The sequence below is a fragment of the Bordetella genomosp. 6 genome, assembly GCF_002119705.1.
Classification (GTDB): Bacteria; Pseudomonadota; Gammaproteobacteria; order Burkholderiales; family Burkholderiaceae_B; genus Bordetella; species Bordetella bronchiseptica_F.
The window spans coordinates 3,174,826-3,195,033 of the sequence record NZ_CP021107.1; the positions used below are offsets into that span (position 1 = coordinate 3,174,826).

Annotated in this window: 20 protein-coding genes; 10 read left to right on the forward strand and 10 right to left on the reverse strand. The window is 69.7% G+C overall.

Annotated features, from left to right (window positions below; all coding sequences use genetic code 11):
• Positions 1-24: 24 nt before the first annotated feature.
• Together CAL11_RS14855 and CAL11_RS14860 are read left to right on the forward strand one after the other, a co-directional pair.
• A complete protein-coding gene (locus tag CAL11_RS14855) occupies positions 25-558 on the forward strand; it encodes a sigma factor-like helix-turn-helix DNA-binding protein (protein ID WP_086093346.1) in 534 nt (177 codons plus the stop codon).
• On the forward strand, positions 551-772 hold the full coding sequence (locus CAL11_RS14860) for a FecR/PupR family sigma factor regulator (RefSeq protein ID WP_086093347.1): 222 nt from the start codon (positions 551-553) through the stop codon (positions 770-772). The genes CAL11_RS14855 and CAL11_RS14860 overlap by 8 nt, the downstream gene beginning before the upstream one ends.
• Positions 773-777: 5 nt before the next feature.
• On the opposite strand, the gene CAL11_RS14865 is transcribed toward CAL11_RS14860, so the two are convergent.
• From CAL11_RS14865 to CAL11_RS14885, 5 genes are all read right to left on the reverse strand, one after another.
• Positions 778-1,905: a TIGR03364 family FAD-dependent oxidoreductase gene (locus CAL11_RS14865; protein ID WP_086093348.1), complete on the reverse strand. Its 1,128-nt coding sequence runs from the start codon at positions 1,903-1,905 to the stop codon at positions 778-780.
• Positions 1,906-1,968: 63 nt separating this feature from the next.
• Positions 1,969-2,991, reverse strand: a complete 1,023-nt coding sequence (locus CAL11_RS14870) for a putative 2-aminoethylphosphonate ABC transporter substrate-binding protein (RefSeq protein ID WP_086093349.1) — start codon at positions 2,989-2,991, stop codon at positions 1,969-1,971.
• A gap of 28 nt (positions 2,992-3,019) precedes the next feature.
• Entirely contained in the window at positions 3,020-3,850 is an 831-nt protein-coding gene (phnX, locus tag CAL11_RS14875; protein WP_050458067.1) for a phosphonoacetaldehyde hydrolase, read from the reverse strand.
• Positions 3,851-3,866: 16 nt separating this feature from the next.
• Complete coding sequence (locus CAL11_RS14880) at positions 3,867-5,561, reverse strand: putative 2-aminoethylphosphonate ABC transporter permease subunit (RefSeq protein WP_086094591.1); 1,695 nt, start codon at positions 5,559-5,561, stop codon at positions 3,867-3,869.
• A 67-nt stretch (positions 5,562-5,628) separates the two neighbouring features.
• Positions 5,629-6,705, reverse strand: a complete 1,077-nt coding sequence (locus tag CAL11_RS14885; RefSeq protein WP_086093350.1) for a putative 2-aminoethylphosphonate ABC transporter ATP-binding protein — start codon at positions 6,703-6,705, stop codon at positions 5,629-5,631.
• Between the two features lie 162 nt (positions 6,706-6,867).
• Between CAL11_RS14885 and CAL11_RS14890 the strand changes: the two genes are divergently transcribed.
• Both CAL11_RS14890 and CAL11_RS14895 read left to right on the forward strand, forming a co-directional pair.
• The gene (locus CAL11_RS14890; protein WP_033464328.1) at positions 6,868-7,731 is read left to right on the forward strand and encodes a LysR family transcriptional regulator; all 864 of its coding nucleotides are present in this window, start codon (positions 6,868-6,870) and stop codon (positions 7,729-7,731) included.
• Positions 7,732-7,761: 30 nt separating this feature from the next.
• Complete coding sequence (locus CAL11_RS14895; protein WP_086093351.1) at positions 7,762-8,331, forward strand: phosphonate degradation HD-domain oxygenase; 570 nt, start codon at positions 7,762-7,764, stop codon at positions 8,329-8,331.
• Between the two features lie 16 nt (positions 8,332-8,347).
• Here the strand turns inward: CAL11_RS14895 and CAL11_RS14900 are convergent, their stop codons facing one another.
• Positions 8,348-9,199 (reverse strand): sulfurtransferase, encoded by an 852-nt coding sequence (locus tag CAL11_RS14900; RefSeq protein ID WP_086093352.1) that lies wholly within the window; start codon positions 9,197-9,199, stop codon positions 8,348-8,350.
• 52 nt (positions 9,200-9,251) lie between these two features.
• Positions 9,252-10,106: a DMT family transporter gene (locus tag CAL11_RS14905; protein WP_033464319.1), complete on the reverse strand. Its 855-nt coding sequence runs from the start codon at positions 10,104-10,106 to the stop codon at positions 9,252-9,254.
• A 153-nt stretch (positions 10,107-10,259) separates the two neighbouring features.
• On the opposite strand from CAL11_RS14905, the gene htpX reads away from it, so the two are divergent.
• On the forward strand, positions 10,260-11,141 hold the full coding sequence (htpX, locus tag CAL11_RS14910; protein ID WP_033464316.1) for a protease HtpX: 882 nt from the start codon (positions 10,260-10,262) through the stop codon (positions 11,139-11,141).
• Between the two features lie 79 nt (positions 11,142-11,220).
• On the opposite strand, the gene CAL11_RS14915 is transcribed toward htpX, so the two are convergent.
• Complete coding sequence (locus CAL11_RS14915; RefSeq protein ID WP_033464314.1) at positions 11,221-12,210, reverse strand: quinone oxidoreductase family protein; 990 nt, start codon at positions 12,208-12,210, stop codon at positions 11,221-11,223.
• Between the two features lie 62 nt (positions 12,211-12,272).
• Positions 12,273-13,223: a DMT family transporter gene (locus CAL11_RS14920; RefSeq protein ID WP_033464311.1), complete on the reverse strand. Its 951-nt coding sequence runs from the start codon at positions 13,221-13,223 to the stop codon at positions 12,273-12,275.
• A 62-nt stretch (positions 13,224-13,285) separates the two neighbouring features.
• On the opposite strand from CAL11_RS14920, the gene CAL11_RS14925 reads away from it, so the two are divergent.
• The 5 genes from CAL11_RS14925 to CAL11_RS14945 all read left to right on the forward strand — a co-directional run bounded on the left by CAL11_RS14925 (position 13,286) and on the right by CAL11_RS14945 (position 19,031).
• The gene (locus tag CAL11_RS14925; protein WP_033464309.1) at positions 13,286-14,143 is read left to right on the forward strand and encodes a DMT family transporter; all 858 of its coding nucleotides are present in this window, start codon (positions 13,286-13,288) and stop codon (positions 14,141-14,143) included.
• A 59-nt stretch (positions 14,144-14,202) separates the two neighbouring features.
• The gene (locus CAL11_RS14930) at positions 14,203-14,691 is read left to right on the forward strand and encodes a MarR family winged helix-turn-helix transcriptional regulator (RefSeq protein ID WP_086093353.1); all 489 of its coding nucleotides are present in this window, start codon (positions 14,203-14,205) and stop codon (positions 14,689-14,691) included.
• Positions 14,692-14,815: 124 nt separating this feature from the next.
• Positions 14,816-16,237 carry an efflux transporter outer membrane subunit gene (locus tag CAL11_RS14935; protein WP_086093354.1) on the forward strand — a complete coding sequence of 474 codons (1,422 nt, stop codon included), beginning with the start codon at positions 14,816-14,818 and terminating at the stop codon, positions 16,235-16,237.
• Positions 16,238-16,257: 20 nt separating this feature from the next.
• A complete protein-coding gene (locus tag CAL11_RS14940) occupies positions 16,258-17,448 on the forward strand; it encodes an efflux RND transporter periplasmic adaptor subunit (protein ID WP_033464302.1) in 1,191 nt (396 codons plus the stop codon).
• Positions 17,445-19,031 carry a DHA2 family efflux MFS transporter permease subunit gene (locus tag CAL11_RS14945; protein WP_033464299.1) on the forward strand — a complete coding sequence of 529 codons (1,587 nt, stop codon included), beginning with the start codon at positions 17,445-17,447 and terminating at the stop codon, positions 19,029-19,031. The genes CAL11_RS14940 and CAL11_RS14945 overlap by 4 nt, the downstream gene beginning before the upstream one ends.
• A 20-nt stretch (positions 19,032-19,051) precedes the next feature.
• Here the strand turns inward: CAL11_RS14945 and CAL11_RS14950 are convergent, their stop codons facing one another.
• The gene (locus tag CAL11_RS14950; protein WP_086094592.1) at positions 19,052-20,119 is read right to left on the reverse strand and encodes a tartrate dehydrogenase; all 1,068 of its coding nucleotides are present in this window, start codon (positions 20,117-20,119) and stop codon (positions 19,052-19,054) included.
• Between the last annotated feature and the right edge of the window lie 89 nt (positions 20,120-20,208).

Genomic DNA, 20,208 nt, shown 5'->3' on the forward strand with positions numbered 1-20,208 from the left:
CCTGCCGCGCCCGCCCCTTTCCCCATGAAGGCTTGCTCTCCGTCGTCCGGCCCGCGCGGGCGCGACAAGGTCGCGGCGCTGTACCAGGAGCATCACGCCTGGTTGCGAAGCTGGCTCGGGTATCGCCTGCATGCCTGGGGACGCTGCGTGGCGGAGGATCTGGCGCACGACATATTCGTGCCCATGCTGGCGACGCACGGCCTGGGCGAGGCGATCGAGCGGCCGCGCGCCTATCTGGCCGTGGCGGCCAGGGGCGTGCTGATCAGCTGGCTGCGCCGGCAGTCCCTGGAGCACGCCTGGCTGGAAACCTTGCGCGCCCTGCCGCCGGCCATGCACCCCTCGCCCGAGCGCCAGGCGCTCATGCTCGAAGCCCTGCACGGGATCGATGCCGCGCTCGACACGCTGCGGCCGTGCATCAAGCGGGCTTTCCTGATGGCGGTGCTCGGCGGGATGAAGCAACGCGACATCGCCATCGCCATGGACATCGCCATTCCCACGGTCAAGCGCTATATGCGGCAAGCCTATGTGGCGTGCCTGCACCTGATGCCCGATGACTGACGAGGCCATCGATCCCCGCATCCTGCGCGAAGCGGCCGCCTGGCTGGTCCGCGCGCAGGACCGCCCGCTCGACGGCACGCAGCGGGCCGCATTCGACGCCTGGCGCGCGCGCAGCGCCGCGCATCAACGCGCCTGGCGCCGCGCCGAGCGCCTGGCCCGCCAGTTGGAGCCGCTGCGCCGCACCCCCGCGGCGACTGGCGCCAGCGGCCGCTAGGCGGCTCAGCCCAGGCGGGCCCGCACGGTGTTCTCGCCCACGGCCAGGCCCACGGTCATGCCCACCCCGGAATGCATCACCGCCACCGTGGTCTGGCCGTCGACCTGCAGCACCGAGAACGGCGCCGGGCCGTGGGCCCCGTACACGCCCTGCCAGCGTTCGATCACGCGCAGGCGGCAACCCAGGGCCTGCTGCGCCAGGTCCAGCATGGCGCAGTCGACCTGCTCGTCGTTGAACGGCAGGGCATCGACCCCATAGCGGTGCGAATCGCCGATGATCAACTCGCCATACGGAGTCGGGCTGACCAGCAGGTGGATGCCGTTGTCCAGCAGATGGGGCTCCTGCCGTCGCAGGCTGTCGCGCAGCACCCGGGCCGTCGGCAGGTCGGAGAAGGCGCCGTAGTGCACGCAGGACAGCCCCGTGAGCAACGGCCGGTCCAGCGCGAACGGGCGCGTCTCGAAAGCGACCCGCAGCATCTGCAGGCAACTGACCTCCAGACCGAGCGGCGCGAACAGTTCCGGCGCCAGCGTCAGGTAATCGTGCCCCGGGCAAACGAACACGTGGCGGCCGCGCAGCGCGCCGGCCGAAGTCTGCACCACGCCCTCGCGCACCGCGCTTGCCAGGGTCGCGGTCAGGAATTCGACGCCGAACTGGGCCGCCAGGTAGGCGGTGATGGCGGGCAGGGCCTCGCGCGAGTAGATCTGCAGGTCGTCATGGCCGCGCAACGCCGCGCAATGATGGCCCAGGCGGCCATCGAACAGCCGCGCCAGCTCGCGCCCCGACAACAGTTCGGCGCGGTACCCCTCGGCCCGCAGGCGCGTGGCGGCGAACTCCTCCAGCACGTCCTGCTCCTGGGCGCTGCGCGCCAGCACCAGGCTGCCGTTGGCGCGCACATGGAACCCGGCGCCGGCCGCCAGCTCGAGCCAAAGTTCGCGGGACTGGCGGGCGTGGCTGGCCATCACGCCCGGGGCCTGGCCGGTGACCAGCACCTGGCCGAAATTGCGGATGGTGGCGCCGTGCGCGCGCCGGGCGCGCTCGACCACCGCCACCGACAGGCCGCGCCGGGCGGCCGCCCAGGCGTGGGCGATGCCCAGCATGCCGGCGCCCACGACGACCACGTCATACGTCTTCATGATTTCGATACTTCCGGGAAATGGGCGGGCCGCCGCCGCGCGGAGCCCGCCGCCGATGCGGGATTACTTCTTCTTCGGCTCGGACTTGCCGTCGTAGCGCCTGGACCATTCGGCGATGATGCGATCGCGGTTGGTCGCGGCCCACACGAAGTCGTTCTTGATCATGCGTTCGGACAGATTGGCGGGCAGATGGGGATTGACCGTGGCCACCGACGGGATCGCCAGCACGGCGAAGTTGCTCTTGTACAGCTCGTTGGCTTCCCGGCTGGCCGAGAAGTCGGCCAGCTTGCGGGCCGCTTCGAGATGCTTGGTGCCCTTGACGATGGCGGTGGCCTCCACTTCCCAGCCCAGGCCTTCGGACGGGAACACGGCTTCGACCGGCGCGCCGTCGGCCTTCAGCTTGGCGGCGCGGTAGTCGAACGAGATGCCGATCGGGTATTCGCCGGCGGCGGCCATGTTGCAGGGCTTGGAGCCCGAGTGCGTGTACGAGCCCATGTTCTTGTGCAAGGCGTCCATGAACGCCCAGCCCTTTTCCTCGCCGAACATCTGCAGCCACGCGCTCACGTCCAGGAAGCCCGTGCCCGAGGACGCCGGGTTGGGCATCACGATCTTGCCGGCATATTCGGGCTTGGTCAGGTCCTGCCACGAGGCGGGCATGGGCAGGTTCTGCTTCCTGGCCTCGATGGTGTTGACGCACACCGCGGCGGCGTAGGCATCCATGCCGACCCAGGCCGGCACGTCCTTGCCGTCGCGCATGTTGGCCGCGATCTGGTCCAGGCCCTTGGGCGCGTACGGCAGCAGCATGCCTTCCTTGTCCATCAGGCCCAGCGCCGTGCCGGCCAGGCCCCAGATCACGTCGGCCTTGGGGTTGTTCTTCTCGGCCAGCAGCTTGGCGGCCACGATGCCGGTCGAATCGCGAACCCATTGGATCCTGATGTCGGGGTGGGCTTTCTCGAAGGCGGCCTGGTAGACCTTGATCTGGTCGGCCTCCAGGGCGGTGTAGACCGTCAGCGTGGTGTCGGCGGCAGCGGTGCCGGCCGCGGCGGCCAGGACGGCGGCCAACAGGATCGAGGGAATGCGCTTCATGCGGGAGCTCCGGTGGGGAAAGCGGGGTTCAGGGACGCTGGCCGGCGGCCAGGCGCGTTTCGATATCGGCCAATACCGGCGGCAGGTCCGCCACGGTATCGATGAGGTAATGGGGAGCGCCGGCCTGCAGTTCGGCGCGGGCGCGATCGCGCGCGGCCTCGCGGCCGGCCTCGTCCAGGCTGAGGAACTGTTCCAGCGACAGGCCGGCGGCGTTGCCCGACAGCAGCAGCCCGACCGACCACATGCCGGCGCGGCGGCCCTCCTCCACGCCGGGCGCGGTGTCGTCGACCTTGACGCAGCCGGCCACGTCGGCGATGCCCAGTTCGACCGCGTTGCGCAGCGCCATGGCCGGCGCCGGCCGCGAACGCGGCACGTCGTCGCTGGCGACCACGTAGTCCAGCGCCAGCCCTTCACGCTCGGCGCGCTCGAGCACGCGCTGCATCACGGCAGCCGGGTAGCCGGAGCACGAGCCCAGCTTCAGGCCGCGCTGGCGCAGGCCGTGCAGCAGTTCAATGGCGCCCGGTATGGGCTGCGAATATTCGGCCACCTTCTCCAGCTGCATGGGCAGGAAGCGCTCGTAGATGGCGGTGACGTCCTCGTCGGTGGGCAGCCGGCCGAACTGCTCCTGGTACTGCCGCGCGATCGCCGCGTCGTCGCACAGCGCGCGGATGTGATCCCACTTGCCCATGCCCATGGGGCCGCGCGCCTGTTCCAGCGAGATCTGCACCCCGAAGCGCGCGAAGGCATCGACGAAGACTTTGGTCGGCGCGAAGGAGCCGAAATCGACCAGCGTGCCGGCCCAGTCGAAGACCAGCGCCTCCAGGCGCACGGGAAGTGTTGCAAGCGTCATGGCATTCATTCCTGTAGAGAATCGATCAGGCCGCCGGCGCGCGGCGCCACGCCTGGGTGCGCGCCACCAGCGCGCGGCTGGCCAGGTGAAGAAGCAGCGAGGCAAGCGCCGAGGTCGCCATGATCACGGTGCACATGGCGGCCGCCGGGCCGATGAAGCCGGCGTCGTCCATGTTCAGCACCGCCACCGCGGCCAGCACGGTCTGCGGGCTGTAGAGAAACACCACGGCGGAGACGGTCGTCATCGCCGAGACGAACAGGTAGCGCGCGGTGTCCAGCACCGCCGGCAGGCACATCGGCAGCGTGACGCGCAGGAAGGTCAGCACGGCCGGCACCTTGAGCGAGGCCGAGGCCGCCTCGAACTCCGTATCGAGCGCGCCCAGCGCGGTGACCGCGGTCAGGTGCGCGCTGGTGTAGAAGTGCACCACGGTGCACACCACCAGCAGCGTCATGGTGCCGTACAGCCCGCCCAGCGGGTTGCCGGGGCTGTTGAAGAAGAAGATGTACCCCAGCCCCAGCACCAGGCCGGGCACGGCCATGGGCGTGAGCGCCAGCATCCGCGCGGTGCCGCGCAGCGCCGCCGCCGGCGCGCCGCGCGTCGGCAGTTTTTCCATCATCCAGGCGCCGCCGTATACCAGCGCGGTGCCGGCCAGGGCCGTCCACGCGGCCAGCTGGATGCTGTTGCGCCACGCCAGCCAGCCGCCGCCGTCCATGTTGTCGAAGTCGTACGAGCGCAGCGACAGCGACAGGTTGTACGGCCACATCTTGACGAACGAGGCCCACACCGCCACGCCGACGACCGTCAGCAGCGCCAGGCCGATCAGCGCGGCGACGGCCAGGAAGCAGGCATCGCGCAAGCGGTGCGAGCCCGGCGTGTAGACCTGCGCACGCCCGCTCAGGCCGGCGCCATGGCGCGCCCGCAGGTGCCGGTCGAACAGGAAGGTCAGCACGGCCGGCACCAGCAGCAGCAGGCCGATGGCCGCGCCCTTGGAGAAGTTCTGCTGCCCCACCACCGCCTTGTAGGCCTCCATGGCCAGCACGTTGTAGTCGCCGCCCACCACCTTGGGCACGCCGAAATCGGTGACCGTCAGCGTGAACACCAGGCAGCAGGCCGAGAACACGGCATAGCGGGTGCCGGGCAGCGTCACGGTGGCGAAGGTGCGCCAGGGGCCGGCGCCCATCGCGCGCGCCGCGTCGTACAGGCGGCCGTCGGCCAACGCCAGGCCGGTCAGCAGAATCATCAGCGCGTGCGGGAAGGTATAGAAGGCCTCGCCGATCACGATGCCCCAGAAGCCGTAGATGGTGGCGCCGCCGGCCAGCGGCTTGAGCAGGCCCTGGTTGCCCAGCAGGTAGATCAGCGCGATGCCCGGCAACAGCGAAGGCGCCAGCAGCGGCAGCAAGGCCACCAGCCGCAGCACGCCCTTGCCCGGCACGCGGGTGCGGGTCAGGCAATATGCGTAGGCATAGGCGCAGGGCACCACCAGCGCCACCGTGGCCGCCCCCACCGCCAGGCTGCGCCATACGAGCCCCAGGAATGCGCTGTCGGCGATGATGCCGGCCAGCATGCCCAGGCCGGCGGCGCCGGCGGCGCCCGGCGCCACCGCCTTGGCCAGGATGGCCAGCAGCGGCAATGCCAGGAACAGCAGCAGCGCGGCGACGAACAGGCCCTGCCCGCCCCAGCGGCCCAGGGTTCCGGTCCAGGCCGGCAGCGCCCGGCGCACGGGCGCGGCCGCGGCGGCCGGCCGCGCGATGGCGGCGCGCGGCGGCGACGCCTCGGCGCCGGCGGATTCAAGCGTAGGCACGTAGCGCATGGCGCGGCAGCTCCACCCAGCAACGGCCGGCAGCATGGGCGCCCAGCAGGGCATCACCGGTTTCAGCGGAAACCACGGACTGCACGGTAGCGCCAGGCATTCCTTCCAGCCGCAGCGAGATGCGGTAACCGCGCCCCAGGAATACGCCGTCGAGCACATCGGCCAGCACGGTGTTGGCCGAGGCCGGCGTACCCGATGCGCTCAGGCGCACCGCCTCCGGGCGCACGAACAGGCGGCCGCTGTCGGCCTGCAGCGGCTGCGCGACATCCAGTTCCAGCTGGCCGACGCGCGCGCGGTGGGCATCGATGCGCTGGTACTGCAGCCAGTTGGCCTCGCCCACGAAGTCGGCGATGAAAGCCGAACGGGGATCGCGGTAGAGTTCGCGCGGCGTGCCGTACTGCTCGATGACGCCGCCGTTCATCACCGCGATCCGGTCGGCCATGACCATGGCCTCTTCCTGGTCGTGGGTCACCATCAGCGTGGTGATGGAAAGGCGCCGCTGCAAGGCGCGCAGTTCGCCGCGCAAGCGGTCGCGCACGCGCGCATCCAGCGCCGACATGGGCTCGTCGAGCAAAAGCAGCGACGGCGCCGGCGCCAGGGCGCGCGCCAGCGCCACGCGCTGCTGCTGGCCGCCGGAGATCTGCCCCGGGTACTTGCCGGCCGCGCCGCTCAACCCGACCAGGGCCAGCATTTCATCGACGCGGGCGGCGACGCGCCGGCGATCGCCGCGCCGTCCGCTCAGCCCGTAGGCCACGTTCTGCGCCACCGTCAGGTTGGGAAACAGCGCATACGACTGGAACAGGATGCCGTAGTCGCGCGCCTGCGGCGGCTCGTTCGAGATATCGCGCCCGCCCAGCACGATGGCGCCGCCGTCCTGGCGCTCCAGCCCGGCGATGGCGCGCAGCAGGGTAGTCTTGCCGCAGCCCGAGGGGCCGAGCAGGCACACCAGCTCGCCCGCCCCGATGTCCAGCGACACGTCGGCCAGCGCCCGATGGGCGCCATAGTGCTTGACCAGATTGCGGATCGACAGGAATGCGTCGCTGCCCCGGGACATATGCCCTCCAGAATGACTCGGTGATGACCAATGTCAGGGCAGTATGGGCAGGGCTTATTGTGCGTTTATGACAGTTCGCGCAAATGCAGTAATAAAAACATCAAATAATTTTGGTGTACTGGCGATCCTGCTCTTTCTGGCACGCCGCGCGCGTGATTTCCTGTGCTGGTCGCCGAACTCAAATCTTTCCATGCCGTGGCGCGCTGCGGCACCGTTACCAAGGCGGCCGCCCAGCTGGGGGTCAGCCAGCCCACGGTGACGGGCCAGCTGCGCCAGCTCGAATCGCGCTACGGCGTGGAGCTGTTCCACCGCCAGGGACGCGGCCTGCGGCTCTCGGATGCCGGCCACCGCCTGATGCCGCTGGTCGAGAAACTGGTGCAGCAGGAATCCGAGATCGAATTCCGCCTGCGCGACGCCAGCGACCTGCGCGAGGGCTGCCTGCGCGTCGGCGCCACCGGCCCCTTCTACATCATGGACACGGTGCGGCGCTACAACCAGCGCTACCCGGCCATCGAGCTCAGCGTCGCCATCGGCAACTCGCAAAGCATGCTGCAGGCCCTGCACGACTACCGGATCGACGTGGCGACGTCCTCGGTGGCGATGAACAACCCGAACCTGTACCGGCGCGCCATCGCCGCCGACCCGCTGCGCATCGTGGTCCACGGCGGCCACCCGCTGGCCGCGCGCGCCTCGGCCAGCCTGGCCGACCTGGCGCCGTACGCGCTGCTGGTGCGCGAGCCCGGCTCGATGACGCGCCAGCTCACCGAAGAAGCGCTGCGGCAGGCCGGCGTGACGCCGGCCCGCGTCCTGGAGATCGGCAGCCGCGAATCGATCCGCCAGGCGATCCTGTGCGACCTGGGGGTCAGCCTGATTCCGTCGCGCGAAGTGCCCGCCCATGCCGAACTGGCCACGGTGGCAATCGCCGATACCGAGGTGCTGATGCATGAGTACCTGTACTGCCTGCGAGAACGGCAGCCCGTGCAGCTGATTGCACGATTTCTGGAACTGGCGCCGAGCGCGGCGTGAGCGCGCCGCCGGCGATGCCGGGAGACAACCATGGCCCTGACCCTGCAAGACATCGAACAGATATTCCTGGAGCGCGGTCACCGCGCCTATGACGGCGAGCCCGTCAGCCACCTCAAGCACGCCCTGCAGGCCGCGACGCTGGCCGAACAGGGCGGCGCCGGCCCGCACCTGATCACCGCCAGCCTGCTGCACGACCTGGGGCACCTGATCGCCGCGCACCCGGGCACCCCCAGCCTGCGCGGCCTGGACGACAAGCACCAGTACTTCGTGCTGCCCTTCCTGCGCGGCTTGTTCGGCAATGCCGTGCTGGATCCGATCCGCCTGCATGTCGAGGCCAAGCGCTACCTGTGCTTCGTCGAGCCCGCCTACGCGACGCGCCTGTCGGCCGACTCGCGCCGCAGCCTGGCGCTGCAGGGCGGCAGCTTCGACGCCGGCCAGGCGGTCGATTTCGCCAGCATGCCAGGCGCCCCGGACGCGATCCGGCTGCGCCGCTGGGACGACCAGGCCAAGCAGCCCGGCATGCGGACCGGCTCGCTGACGCACTTCCTGGAGATTGCCGAGGGCGTGGCCGGCCACGTCAAGGCGGCCGCCATCTGGTGACGGCGGCCGCGGCGGCTCAGGCGCCCTTGGCGACCGGCCGCGCCGCGTCGCTGCACCACTCGCTCCACGAGCCGGGATACAGGCGCGAGCCGGCCAGGCCGGCGATTTCCATGGCCAGCAGGTTGTGGCAGGCGGTGATGCCCGAGCCGCATTGGTGCACGATGCCCTCGGCCGCGCGCCCGCCCAGCAGGGCTTCGAATTCCTGGCGCAGCTGGGCCGGCGTCTTGAAGCGCCCGTCCGCCTGCAGGTTCTCGGTATTGGGCCGGTTCAGCGCGCCCGGGATGTGGCCGGCCACCGGATCCATGGGCTCGACTTCGCCGCGGTAGCGGTTGGCCGCGCGGGCATCGATCACGGTAAAGGCAGGCTGGGCGATGTTGGCCAGCACGTCGGCCGCATCGACGGTGCCGGCCAGGCTCTGGCCGGCACGCGCGCCAGGCTGCGGCAAGACGACCGGCGTGGCGCCGGCCTCGGTCGGCAGGCCGGCGGCAGTCCAGGCCTGCCAGCCGCCGTCGAGCACCGCGACCCGCTCGTGCCCCATCCAGCGCAGCATCCACCACAGGTGCGCGGCGAACATGCCGCCGCTGGCGTCATAGGCCACCACCAGCGTCTCGGGCGTCACGCCATGGGCGGCCATCAGGCCGGCGAAGGCGTCGCGCTCGGGCAAGGGGTGGCGGCCGTTGCCGCCGGAGCGCGGCGCGGCCAGTTCGGCCTCGTGGTCCAGGTAGCGCGCCCCCGCGATATGGCCTTGCTCGTAGGCGCGGCGGCCGGCCGCATGGTCGGCCAGGTCATGGCGCACGTCGAACACCCGCACGCCGCCGGCATCGAGCCGGGCGGCCAGGTCGGCGGCGGAAATCAGCGTCATGGTCATCGGTTTGCTCCCCTGTAGGCGCCGGCGGCCGCGGCCGGCCGGACGCGGATGATCAGGCGCCGCCAGGCCGGCGCATGGTGCGCCAGACCGACAGCAATCCCGCGAAAATGATCAGGCCCATGCCCATCCAGGCCAGGTTGTCCAGGGTATCGCCCCAGAGCCCCATGCCTATGAAGGCGGCGAAAATGATGGTCGTGTACTGCAGCGCCGCCGTCAACAGGGCCGAGCCGTGCCCGAAGGCGCGCGTCATGGTCAGTTGCCCCACCAGGCCCGAGGCGCCCACGCCGAACAGCGCCAGATAGCCGTACAGGTCTGCCCGCCCCCACCCCTCCAGCAGGAGGCCGACCCCGCTGCTGACACACACCGCCACCGAGAAGAACAGCACCGTGCGCCACTCGGGCTCGCCGACGCGGCCCAGCTGGCGGATCTGCAGCATGGCGATGGCCGACATGCCGCCGGCGGTCAGGCCCAGCAGCGCGGCCAGCCACTGGTCGTCGTTGACGCTGGGGCGCAATACCGCGATCACGCCCAGGAAACCCAGCGCCACGGCGGCGATGCGCACCGGGTCGCGCTGCGCGCCGCCCCAGCCCAGCATCCAACAGGCGATGAACAGCGGCGCGGTGTAGTTCAGACTGGTGGCGGTGGCCAGCGGCAGGTGCGCCAGGGCGAAAAAGCCCAGCCACATCGAGGTCACGCCGGACAGGTTGCGCCAGACATGCAGGCGCCAGCTGGTCGGGATGATGGACTGGCGCCCGGCGCGGGCCCAGATCAGCAGCAGCACCACCGAGGGCAGGCCCCGGAAAAGCACCACCTGCGGCAGCGAAGCCCCGTGCTCGCTCGCCAGCTTCACGAACGACCCCATGGTGGCGAACATGGCTGACGCCAACAACATCCAAAGAGCCTGCATGGGGCTTACCGCTACGAAAAAAGGGCCAGGGGGAATCAGGGAAAGCGATACTATACTCCCCATCGCTGCCGGCCCCGCCGGCGCCGGGAACCCGCGCCCCGCCCGCCAGTCCAAGCGGGGTACGACTTTCGCTCGCAAAGGACCATAACAAGCATGAAACGCATTTTCCTGTTCCTGATCACCAACCTGGCCGTCATGGTTGTGCTGTCGGCCACGGTGCGCATCCTCGGCGTGGACCGCTTCCTGACCGCGCAGGGGCTGAACCTCACCAGCCTGCTGATCTTCTCGGCCGTGATCGGCTTCACCGGCGCGATCATTTCGCTGCTGATGAGCAAGCCCATGGCCAAGTGGAGCACCGGCGCGCGCGTCATCGACCCCAACGCGCCGGCCAACCAGCGCGAAGCCTGGCTGCTCGACACCGTGCACCAGTTGGCCGACCGCGCCGGCATCGGCCGGCCCGAGGTGGCCATCTACCAGGGCGAACCCAATGCATTCGCCACCGGCGCGTTCCGCAACGACTCGCTGGTGGCCGTCTCGACCGGCCTGCTCGACAGCATGACCGAAGAGGAAGTGGCCGCCGTGCTGGGCCACGAGGTGGCGCACGTGGCCAACGGCGACATGATCACCCTCACCCTGATCCAGGGCGTGGTCAACACCTTTGTCGTGTTCCTGGCGCGGGTGGTCGGGTATTTCGTCGACCGCGCCATTCTCAAGAACGAACGCGGCGTGGGCCTGGGCTACTACGCCACCGTGATCGTCTGTGAGATCGTATTCGGCATCCTGGCCTCCATCATCGTGGCCTGGTTCTCGCGCCAGCGCGAATACCGCGCCGACGCGGGCTCGGCCCACCTGATGGGCTCGCGCGAACCCATGATCCGCGCCCTGGCGCGGCTGGGCGGCCTGGAGCCCGGCGAACTGCCCAAGTCGTTCGAAGCCTCGGGCATCTCGGGCAAGAACGGCATCTCGGCCATGTTCGCCTCGCACCCGCCGATCCAGGCTCGCATCGCCGCCCTGCAGCACGCCCGCCTGGCCTGAGCGGCCGGCATATCGTCCGCCAGCGCAAACGCGCCCCGTACACGGGGCGCGTTTTACATGGGCCGACGCGCGCGGCGGATCAGTCCAGGGTCAGGACGGTCGCGCCGGTGGTCTTGCGGCCGGCCAGCGCCGTCTGCGCGTCGCCGGCCTGCGCCAGGCTGTAGCGCTGGTCGATGCGCACCTTGATCTTCTTCTTCAGCACCAGGCCGAACAGCTCGTCGGCGGCGGCAGCCAGCTTCTCGTGGGTATTGACGTGCACGCCCAGCGACGGCCGCGTCACGTACAGGCTGCCCTTCTGGTTCAGGATGCCCAGGTTGACGCCGGCCACCGGCCCCGAGGCGTTGCCGAAGCTGACCATCAGGCCGCGCGGCTCGATGCAGTCCAGCGAGGTTTCCCAGGTGTCCTTGCCCACGCCGTCATAGACCACCGGCACCTTCCTGCCGCCGGTCAGCTCCAGCAGGCGTTCGACCACGTTCTCGCGCGAGTAGTCGATGGTGGCCCAGGCGCCATGGGCGCGGGCCAGCTCGGCCTTCTCGGGGCTGGAAACCGTGCCGATCAGCTTGACGCCCAGCGCCTTGGCCCATTGGCAGGCGATCAGCCCCACCCCGCCGGCGGCGGCGTGGAACAGGATGGTCTCGTTGCCCTGCAGGCGGTAGGTCTGGCGGAACAGGTACTGCACCGTCAGCCCCTTGAGCATCAGCGCGGCCGCCTCGTCGAAGCCGATGCCCTTGGGCAGCTTGACGACCTGGGCGGCCGGCACGTTGCGCGCCTGGGCATAGGCGCCCAGCGGACTCTGGCCATAGGCCACGCGATCGCCCTTCCTGAGGTGGCGCACGTCGGCGCCCACGGCCTCGACCACCCCGGCGCCCTCGAAACCCAGGCCATGCGGCAGCGGATGCGGATACAGGCCGGTGCGGAAGTAGATGTCGATGAAGTTCAGGCCGGCGGCATGCTGGCGGATGGTGACTTCATTGGCCGCCGGCGGCGGCACCTCGACGTCGACGACTTGCAGGACTTCGGGGCCGCCGTGCTGTTCGATGCGGACTGCCTTGACGATATTGCTGGCCATGCGGGCCTCCTTGGGAGCGGATCAGGTAATGAGGGATCAGGCGAATCGGGTTGCGGCCGGCGCTATGGCCTGCCCGGGCGGCGGCGCCCGGCCAGGACGAACACGCCCGCCAGCACCAGCGCGGTACCGGCCAGCTGCCACACCGTAATAGGCTCGTCCAGGAACCACGCCGCCAGGAACAGGACCGACACCGGCCCCACCATGCCCAGCAGCGACGCGGTGGGCGCGCCGACCAGGGCAACCGCCCACATCAGCATGAACACCGGCAGCACCGTGTTGACGGTGGCGTGGATCACCGAATAGCCATAGACGGCGGCGGGCTGGACCAGCACCGAAGCCGGGTGGATCAGGAAGAACTGGATCAGGCTGGCCACGCACGAAACCAGCATGGCATAGGCCACCAGCCGGGTTGCCCCGACCCGCTCGACCAGTTCTCCCGAACAGATCAGGTACACAGAATAGCTGAGCGCGGAGCAAAAAACGAAGAAAGACCCTGTCAGCACGTCGGCGCCCGCGCCGCTCTGGCTCAGGTCGTGCGACAGGACCAGCGCCACGCCCACGTAGGACAGCAGCATGGCGCCCCATTGGCGGCGCGTCACCGGCCGCTTCAGCCACCACGCCGACAGCAGCACCACCAGCGACGGCGACAGGAACAGGATCAGGCGCTCCAGCCCCGCCGTGATGTGGCGCAGCCCCAGGAAATCCAGGAAGCTGGACAGGTAATACCCCAGCAGGCCCAGCGCGCACAGCTGGCCGCGCTCGCGCCAGCTCAGCACCGGCAATTCGCCGCGCGCCGCGCGGCGCGCCTGCCACCAGGCCACCGCGGCAAAGAACGGCATGGCAAACAGCATGCGGAACGCAATCAGCGTCACCGCGTCGATGCCATAGCGGTAGGTGAACTTGACCACGATGGCCTTGCCGGAAAACAACACCGCCCCCAGCGTGGCCATAAAAAAGCCCGCTGCCATGCCGGAAAAGCGGGAGGGGTGGGAAAGCTGCGTGGTGCGATTCATGCGATCATTTTAGTTTCGTCGCGCGGCCGCCGCGCACCCGCCCCTTTTCGCAGTCCGCCTTCATGACCCGCCAACGCGCCCTCGTCTACATCCATATCGCCGCCGTCCTGTTCGGCCTGACCGGGGTCTTCGGCGAACTGATCCAGGCCGGGGCGGCCGTGATCACCCTGGGGCGGGCGCTGTTCGCCGTCGGCGCGCTGGCCGTGTTCGCGCGCATGCAGCGCCGCTCGCTGCTGGGGGTGCTGACGCCGGCCCAGCTGTTCGTGCTGGTCATCGCCGGCTGCCTGCTGGCCGCGCACTGGGTGACTTTCTTCATCTCGGTGAAGGTGGGCGGCATCGCCATCGCCACCCTGGGCTTTGCCAGCTTTCCCGCCTTCATCACCTTGTTCGAGGGGTTGGTGTTCCGCGAACGGGTGCGCCTGGCCGAGTGGCTGCTGCTGGGCCTGGTCACCGCCGGGCTGGTGCTGGTGACGCCCTCGTTCGACCTGGCCGACCAGGGCACCGTGGGGCTGGTCTGGGGGCTGGTATCCGGCTTTTCCTTCGCCATGCTGGCGCTGACCAACCGGCGCGCCGCCGCGGGCATGGACCCCATGCAGGTCGCCTGCTGGCAGAACGCGGTGGTGGCGCTGGTCATGCTGCCCTTCGCGGTGGTCCACCTGCCCGCGCTGCACGCGCTGGACTGGCTCTGGGTGGCGCTGCTGGGCATCTTCTGCACCGGGCTGTCGCACTACCTGTTCGTCTCCAGCTTGACCCGCCTGAACGCGCGCAGCGCCGGCCTGGTCATCGCGCTGGAACCGGTCTACGCCATCGGCTTTGCCTGGGTCCTGTTCACCCAGGTGCCGACCCTGCGCATGCTGGCCGGCGCGGCGCTGATCGTCACCGCCATCGTCTGGTCGGGGCTGCGCAAAAGCGCGCATTGACCGTCGTGCCGGCCCATGAATTGCCTTGACAATAGTTGCCTAGGCAGTAAAATTCCGGCATGAATCCGCCCCGCTCCACCTCGTCCGAACCGTTTGCGCACTACCGCGCCGACAGCGTCTGTACCCGCGACGACAACGCCGGCTTTCTCATCAAGCTGGTATCCAACTCGCTCAACCGGATGCTGGACCTGGAAATGGCGCCGCTGGGCCTGACGGCCATGCAGTGGCGCCCGCTGGCCATGATCGCCACCGGACGGGCCGACACCCCGGCCGAACTGGCCCGCCTGATCAACGTCGACACCGGCGCCATGACCCGCACGCTGGACCGCCTGGAGGCCAAGGGCCTGCTGCGCCGCGTGCGCAGCCAGGAAGACCGGCGCGTCATCAAGATCGAACTGACCCCCGAAGGCCTGGCCAAGGCGCGCGAGATACCGGCCTACATCGCCAAGGTGCTCAACCACCATTTGCGTGGCTTCTCCACCGAGGAAGTGGCGCAGCTGCAGCACATGCTGCGCCGGATGATCGCCAACGGCTCGGTCGGCGGCTAGCCCGCCGCTTACCGGAAAACCCACTCCCGATCAGTCATCTTGGCGTGGCATATGTACGAAATTGCGTCATAATAGCTGCCTAGTCAGATACAGATTAATCAATGACTTTAAGCGAACAGTCAGGATGAAACGGTTCCGCCTCCTATCCGCAGCCCTGGCGCTGGCCCTGGGCGGTTGCGCCCTGATGGACCCGGCGCCGCCCCCGGTGGCCGAGCTGGACGCCGCCCGCCTGGGCCTGAGCGCCGCCGGCGTGCAATGGCCGGCCCAGCAGTGGTGGCAGCGCTATGCCGATCCGCAGCTCGACGCCCTGGTGTCCGAGGCGCTGGCCAGCCATCCGTCGCTGGCCGCCGCCCGGGCCCGGCTGGCGCAAGCCAACGCCGCCGTCGCCGGCGCGCGCGCGCCGCTGCTGCCGCGCGTGGACGCCAACTACACGCTCACGCGCGAACACCTGCCGAAGAACTACATCTATCCGCCGCCCACCGGCGGCTCGGTGGTCAGCGACAACCGGCTGGCGCTGGACTTCAGCTACGAGCTGGACTTCTGGGGCAAGAACCGCGCCCGCCTGCAGGCCGCGGTTTCGCAGCGCGACGCGGCCGAGGCCGACGCGCAGGCCGCCCGCAACCTGCTGGCGCGCGCCATCGTGCGCAGCTACCTCAACCTGCAGAACGCCTTCGCGCAGCGCGAGGTGCTGCAGCGCGTACTGAGCCAGCGCGCCGAAGTGGTGGACCTGACACGCGGCCGCAAGGCCGCCGGGCTGGATACCGAAGTAGAGGTCAAGCAGGCCGAATCGTCGCTGGCGGCCGGCCGGGTCGAGCTGACCCAGAACGAAACCACCATCGCCCAGCTGCGCAACCAGGCCGCGGCCCTGGCTGGCGCCGGCCCCGTGCGCGGCCAGGAACTGGCCCCGGTCGCGCTGACCGCCCCCGGCGGCGTGATCCCCGCCAGCGTGCCGCTCGAGTTGCTGGGCCATCGGCCCGACGTCACGGCGGCGCGCTGGCGGGCCATCGCCGCGCGCCACGGCATCGAGGCCGCCAAGGCCGAGTTCTATCCCAACATCAACCTGGTGGCCTTCGCCGGCTTCGAGGCGCTGGGCACCGGCCGGCTGCTCGACGCCGGCAGCCGCGCCGCCGGCATCGGCCCGGCCATCACGCTGCCCATCTTCCATGGCGGCGAGCTCAACGCCAACCTGGCGGGCCGCCGCGCCGACGCCGACCTGGCGGTCTCGGACTACAACCAGACGGTGCTCGACGCCGTGCAGCAGACCGCCGATGCCATCGATGCGCTGCGCCTGCTCGGCCGCGAACAGGCCGAGCAGCGCGAGGCCCGCGAGGCCATCGACGCGGCCTACGACCTGGCGGTCAAACGCTACCGGGCGGGGCTGGGCAACTATCTGTCGGTGCTGATCGCGCAGACGGGCGTGCTGACCCAGGCGCGGCTGGATACCGACCTGCGCATCCGCGCCTACCAGCTCGACGCCGACCTGGCCTACGCCCTGGGCGGCGGCTATGCGCCCCCGGCCACGACGGCGGCCTCCTCCTCTCATTGAATGAACCGGATTCACACCTCATGAGCCCCTCCCCGACCACCCACCCCGCCCGCAAACGCCTGCTGTGGCTGGCAACCGGTGTGTTCGCCGTGCTGGCCATCGCCTATGCCGTCTGGTGGGCGTTGTTCGGCTCGCACTTCGAGAGCACCGACGACGCCTATGTCCACGGCAACCTGGTGCAGATCACCCCGCAGGTGCCCGGCACCGTCGTCGCCATCGAGGCCGACGACACCGAGGCCGTGACGGCGGGCCAGGCGCTGGTGCGGCTGGATCCCGCCGACACCGACGTGGCGCTGCAGCAGGCCGAAGCGCGCCTGGCCCAGACGGTGCGCCAGGTCCGCACGCTCTACGTCCAGAACGACGCCCTGGCCGCCGACATCGACGTGCGCCAGGCCGAGATCGCACGCGCCCAGGCCGACCTGAAGCGCGCCCAGAGCGACCTGCAGCGGCGCCAGACGCTGGCCAAGTCGGGTGGCGTCAGCGGCGAGGAGATCCTGCACGCCGAAACCGCGCTCAAGTCCGCCCAGTCGGCCGTGGCGCAGGCGCGCGCCAACCTGGCCGCCGCCCAGGCCAAGCTGGCCACCAACCAGGCGCTGACCGAAGGCACGACGGTGGCCGAGCATCCGGACGTGCGCAATGCCGCCGCCCAGGTGCGCAATGCCTGGCTGAACCGCTCGCGCACCGTGCTGCCGGCGCCGGTCGACGGCATCGTGGCGCGCCGCGCCGCGCAGGTCGGCCAGCGCGTCGCCCCCGGCGCCATGCTGATGAACGTGGTGCCGCTGGACCAGATCTGGGTCGAGGCCAATTTCAAGGAAGGACAGCTGCGTCACATGCGCATCGGCCAACCCGCCAGGATCACGGCCGACCTGTACGGCGGTTCGGTGGTCTACGACGGCAAGGTCACCGGCCTGGACGCCGGCACCGGCAGCGCCTTCGCGCTGCTGCCGGCGCAGAACGCCTCGGGCAACTGGATCAAGGTGGTGCAGCGGGTGCCGGTGCGCATCGCGCTGGACCCGGAGCAGCTCAAGACCCATCCGCTGCGCGTAGGGCTGTCCATGGACGTCGAGGTCGATGTCGGCGCCGAGGAAGGCCAGCCGGTGACCGCCGCGCCGCGCGCCGAACCGGCTCTCTCGACCCAGGTGTTCGAGCCGGCGCACGATGAGGCCGACGCCCTGATCGCGCGCATCATCCAGGCCAATCTCGCATCATGAGCGACAAGCCCAAGTCGTCCGCCGGCGGCGCGCCCTATCCGCCGCTGGAGGGCGCCACCCGCATCATCGGCTCGATCGCGCTGTCGACCGCGGTGTTCATGAACGTGCTGGACACCTCGATCGCCAACGTGTCGATCCCGACCATCTCGGGCGACCTGGGCGTGAGCAGCAGCCAGGGCACCTGGGTCATCACCTCGTTCGCCGTGGCCAATGCCATCACGGTGCCGCTGACCGGCTGGCTGACGCAGCGCTTCGGCCAGGTCCGGCTGTTCCTCACCTCCACCCTGCTGTTCGTGCTGGCCTCGTGGCTGTGCGGCTTCTCGCCCACGCTCGAGGCGCTGATCGGTTTTCGCGTGCTGCAGGGCGCCGTGGCGGGCCCGATGATTCCGCTGTCGCAGGCGCTGATGCTGGCCAGCTTTCCCAAGCACAAGGCCGGCATGGCGCTGGCGGTCTGGTCCATGACCACCCTGGTCGCGCCGGTGGCCGGGCCGCTGCTGGGCGGCTGGATCTCGGACAACTACACCTGGCCGTGGATCTTCTACATCAACGTGCCGGTGGGCTTGCTGGCGGCCTGGATCAGCTGGCGCGTCTACCGCGACCGCGAATCGCAGACCCGCAAGCTGCCCATCGACAAGGTAGGCCTGCTGTTGCTGGTGGTGTGGGTGGGCGCGCTGCAGATCATGCTGGACAAGGGCAAGGAACTGGACTGGTTCGCCAGCCCAGTGATCATCGCGCTGGCCGCCACCGCCTTCGTGGCCTTCGTGTTCTTCCTGATCTGGGAACTCACCGACGCCCACCCCGTGGTCGACCTGCGCCTGTTCAAGGAGCGCAATTTCACGGTGGGCGCGCTGACGCTGGCCGTGGCCTACGGCGTCTTCTTCGGCAACGTGGTGCTGCTGCCGCTGTGGCTGCAGAGCAATATGGGCTACACCGCGACCTACGCCGGCATGGTGACCGCGCCGGTCGGGCTGCTGGCCATCCTGCTCACCCCCATCGTGGGCAAGATGCTCGCCACCCGCGACCCGCGCCAGATCGTCACCGTGGCCTTCATGGTGTTCGCGCTGGTGTGCTTCATGCGCGCGGGCTTCAACACGCAGACCGACGTGCGCACGCTGATGGTCCCGACCATCATCCAGGGCGCCGCCATGGCGATGTTCTTCGTGCCGTTGACGTCGATCACGCTGTCCAGCCTCGACGCCTCGCGCATTCCGGCGGCCTCGGGCCTGTCGAACTTCGCGCGCCTGACGGCGGGCGCGTTCGGCACCTCCATCGCCACCACCATGTGGGACAACCGCGCCAACCTGCACCACGCGCAGCTGACCGAGATCGCCACGCCGGGCCAGCAGGCCTTCGACCACACGCTGGGCGCGCTGCAGAACGGCGCCGGCATGTCGCACCAGCAGGCGCTGACCGTGATCAACGGCATGATCGACACGCAGGCCTATACGCTGTCGGCGCTGGACGTCTTCTATGCGTCGGCGGCGATCTTCCTGCTGCTGACCGGACTGGTATGGCTGGCTCGCCCCAAGTCCGCCAAGAGCGCGGGCGGCGGCGCGGCCGAGGCGGCGGCCGGCGCGCATTGAGCGCCAGGCCGCGCGCGGCCTCAGGCGGCGGCCACCAGCGTGGCGATGGCCGAGCCCACTTCGGCCGTGGTGCCCTGGCCCTGCATGTCCGGCGTGCGCGGCCCGTCGACCAGCACCTGCTCGATGGCCGCGACCACCGCCGCCGAGGCTTGCGGATAACCGAGGAAATCCAGCATCAGCGCGCCGCTCCAGATCTGCCCGATCGGGTTGGCGATGCCCTTGCCGTAGATGTCTGGCGCCGACCCGTGCACCGGCTCGAACAGCGAGGGGAACTTGCGCTCGGGGTTGAGGTTGGCCGACGGGGCGATGCCGATGGTGCCGGTGCAGGCCGGCCCCAGGTCGGAAAGAATGTCGCCGAACAGATTGGACGCCACCACCACATCGAACCAGTCCGGGTGCTGCACGAAGTGCGCGCACAGGATGTCGATGTGGTACTTGTCCCAGCGCACGTCCGGATAGGACGCGGCCATCTCGGCCACCCGTTCATCCCACCACGGCATGGAGATCGAAATGCCGTTGGACTTGGTGGCGGCGGTCAGGTGCTTGCCGCGCTTGCGCGCCAGTTCGAACGCGAACTTCAGCACGCGGTCGGCGCCCACGCGCGTGAACACGCTTTCCTGGATCACGACCTCGCGCTCGGTGCCGGCGAACAGCCGCCCGCCGCTGTTGGAATACTCGCCCTCGGTATTCTCGCGCACGATGAAGAAATCGATGTCGCCCGGCTTGCGGTTGGCCAGCGGCGTGGGCACGCCCGGCATCAGCCTGACCGGACGCAGGTTGATGTACTGGTCGAAATCGCGGCGAAAGCGAAACAGCGATCCCCACAGCGCCTCGTGGTCGGGCACGGCGTCGGGCCAGCCGATGGCGCCGAAGAAGATCGCCTCGTGGCCGCCGATCTGCGCGGCCCAGTCATCGGGCATCATCTTGCCGTGGCGCGCGTAGTAATCGCAGCTCCAGTCGAAATGGTCCCACTGGAAGTCGATGCCGAAACGCGTGGCGGCCGCCTCCAGCACGCGCAGCCCCTCGGGCATGACTTCCTTGCCGATGCCGTCGCCGGCGATGACGGCGATCCTGTGTTTTGCTGCCACCTCAGTCTCCTTGTATGCGATCGCCCGCGCGGGCGCGAAGCCGGCTGGCATTATCGATCCAAACGGCGCGCGCGGCCAAGCGCGCGCCA

Coding starts and splice junctions, on each gene's coding strand:
- CAL11_RS14855 (WP_086093346.1), top strand. CDS start 25: ATGAAGGCTTGCTCTCCGTCGTCCGGCCCGCGCGGGCGCGACAAGGTC.
- CAL11_RS14860 (WP_086093347.1), top strand. CDS start 551: ATGACTGACGAGGCCATCGATCCCCGCATCCTGCGCGAAGCGGCCGCC.
- CAL11_RS14865 (WP_086093348.1), bottom strand. CDS start 1,905: ATGAAGACGTATGACGTGGTCGTCGTGGGCGCCGGCATGCTGGGCATC.
- CAL11_RS14870 (WP_086093349.1), bottom strand. CDS start 2,991: ATGAAGCGCATTCCCTCGATCCTGTTGGCCGCCGTCCTGGCCGCCGCG.
- phnX (WP_050458067.1), bottom strand. CDS start 3,850: ATGAATGCCATGACGCTTGCAACACTTCCCGTGCGCCTGGAGGCGCTG.
- CAL11_RS14885 (WP_086093350.1), bottom strand. CDS start 6,705: ATGTCCCGGGGCAGCGACGCATTCCTGTCGATCCGCAATCTGGTCAAG.
- CAL11_RS14895 (WP_086093351.1), top strand. CDS start 7,762: ATGGCCCTGACCCTGCAAGACATCGAACAGATATTCCTGGAGCGCGGT.
- CAL11_RS14900 (WP_086093352.1), bottom strand. CDS start 9,199: ATGACCATGACGCTGATTTCCGCCGCCGACCTGGCCGCCCGGCTCGAT.
- CAL11_RS14905 (WP_033464319.1), bottom strand. CDS start 10,106: ATGCAGGCTCTTTGGATGTTGTTGGCGTCAGCCATGTTCGCCACCATG.
- htpX (WP_033464316.1), top strand. CDS start 10,260: ATGAAACGCATTTTCCTGTTCCTGATCACCAACCTGGCCGTCATGGTT.
- CAL11_RS14915 (WP_033464314.1), bottom strand. CDS start 12,210: ATGGCCAGCAATATCGTCAAGGCAGTCCGCATCGAACAGCACGGCGGC.
- CAL11_RS14920 (WP_033464311.1), bottom strand. CDS start 13,223: ATGAATCGCACCACGCAGCTTTCCCACCCCTCCCGCTTTTCCGGCATG.
- CAL11_RS14925 (WP_033464309.1), top strand. CDS start 13,286: ATGACCCGCCAACGCGCCCTCGTCTACATCCATATCGCCGCCGTCCTG.
- CAL11_RS14930 (WP_086093353.1), top strand. CDS start 14,203: ATGAATCCGCCCCGCTCCACCTCGTCCGAACCGTTTGCGCACTACCGC.
- CAL11_RS14935 (WP_086093354.1), top strand. CDS start 14,816: ATGAAACGGTTCCGCCTCCTATCCGCAGCCCTGGCGCTGGCCCTGGGC.
- CAL11_RS14940 (WP_033464302.1), top strand. CDS start 16,258: ATGAGCCCCTCCCCGACCACCCACCCCGCCCGCAAACGCCTGCTGTGG.
- CAL11_RS14945 (WP_033464299.1), top strand. CDS start 17,445: ATGAGCGACAAGCCCAAGTCGTCCGCCGGCGGCGCGCCCTATCCGCCG.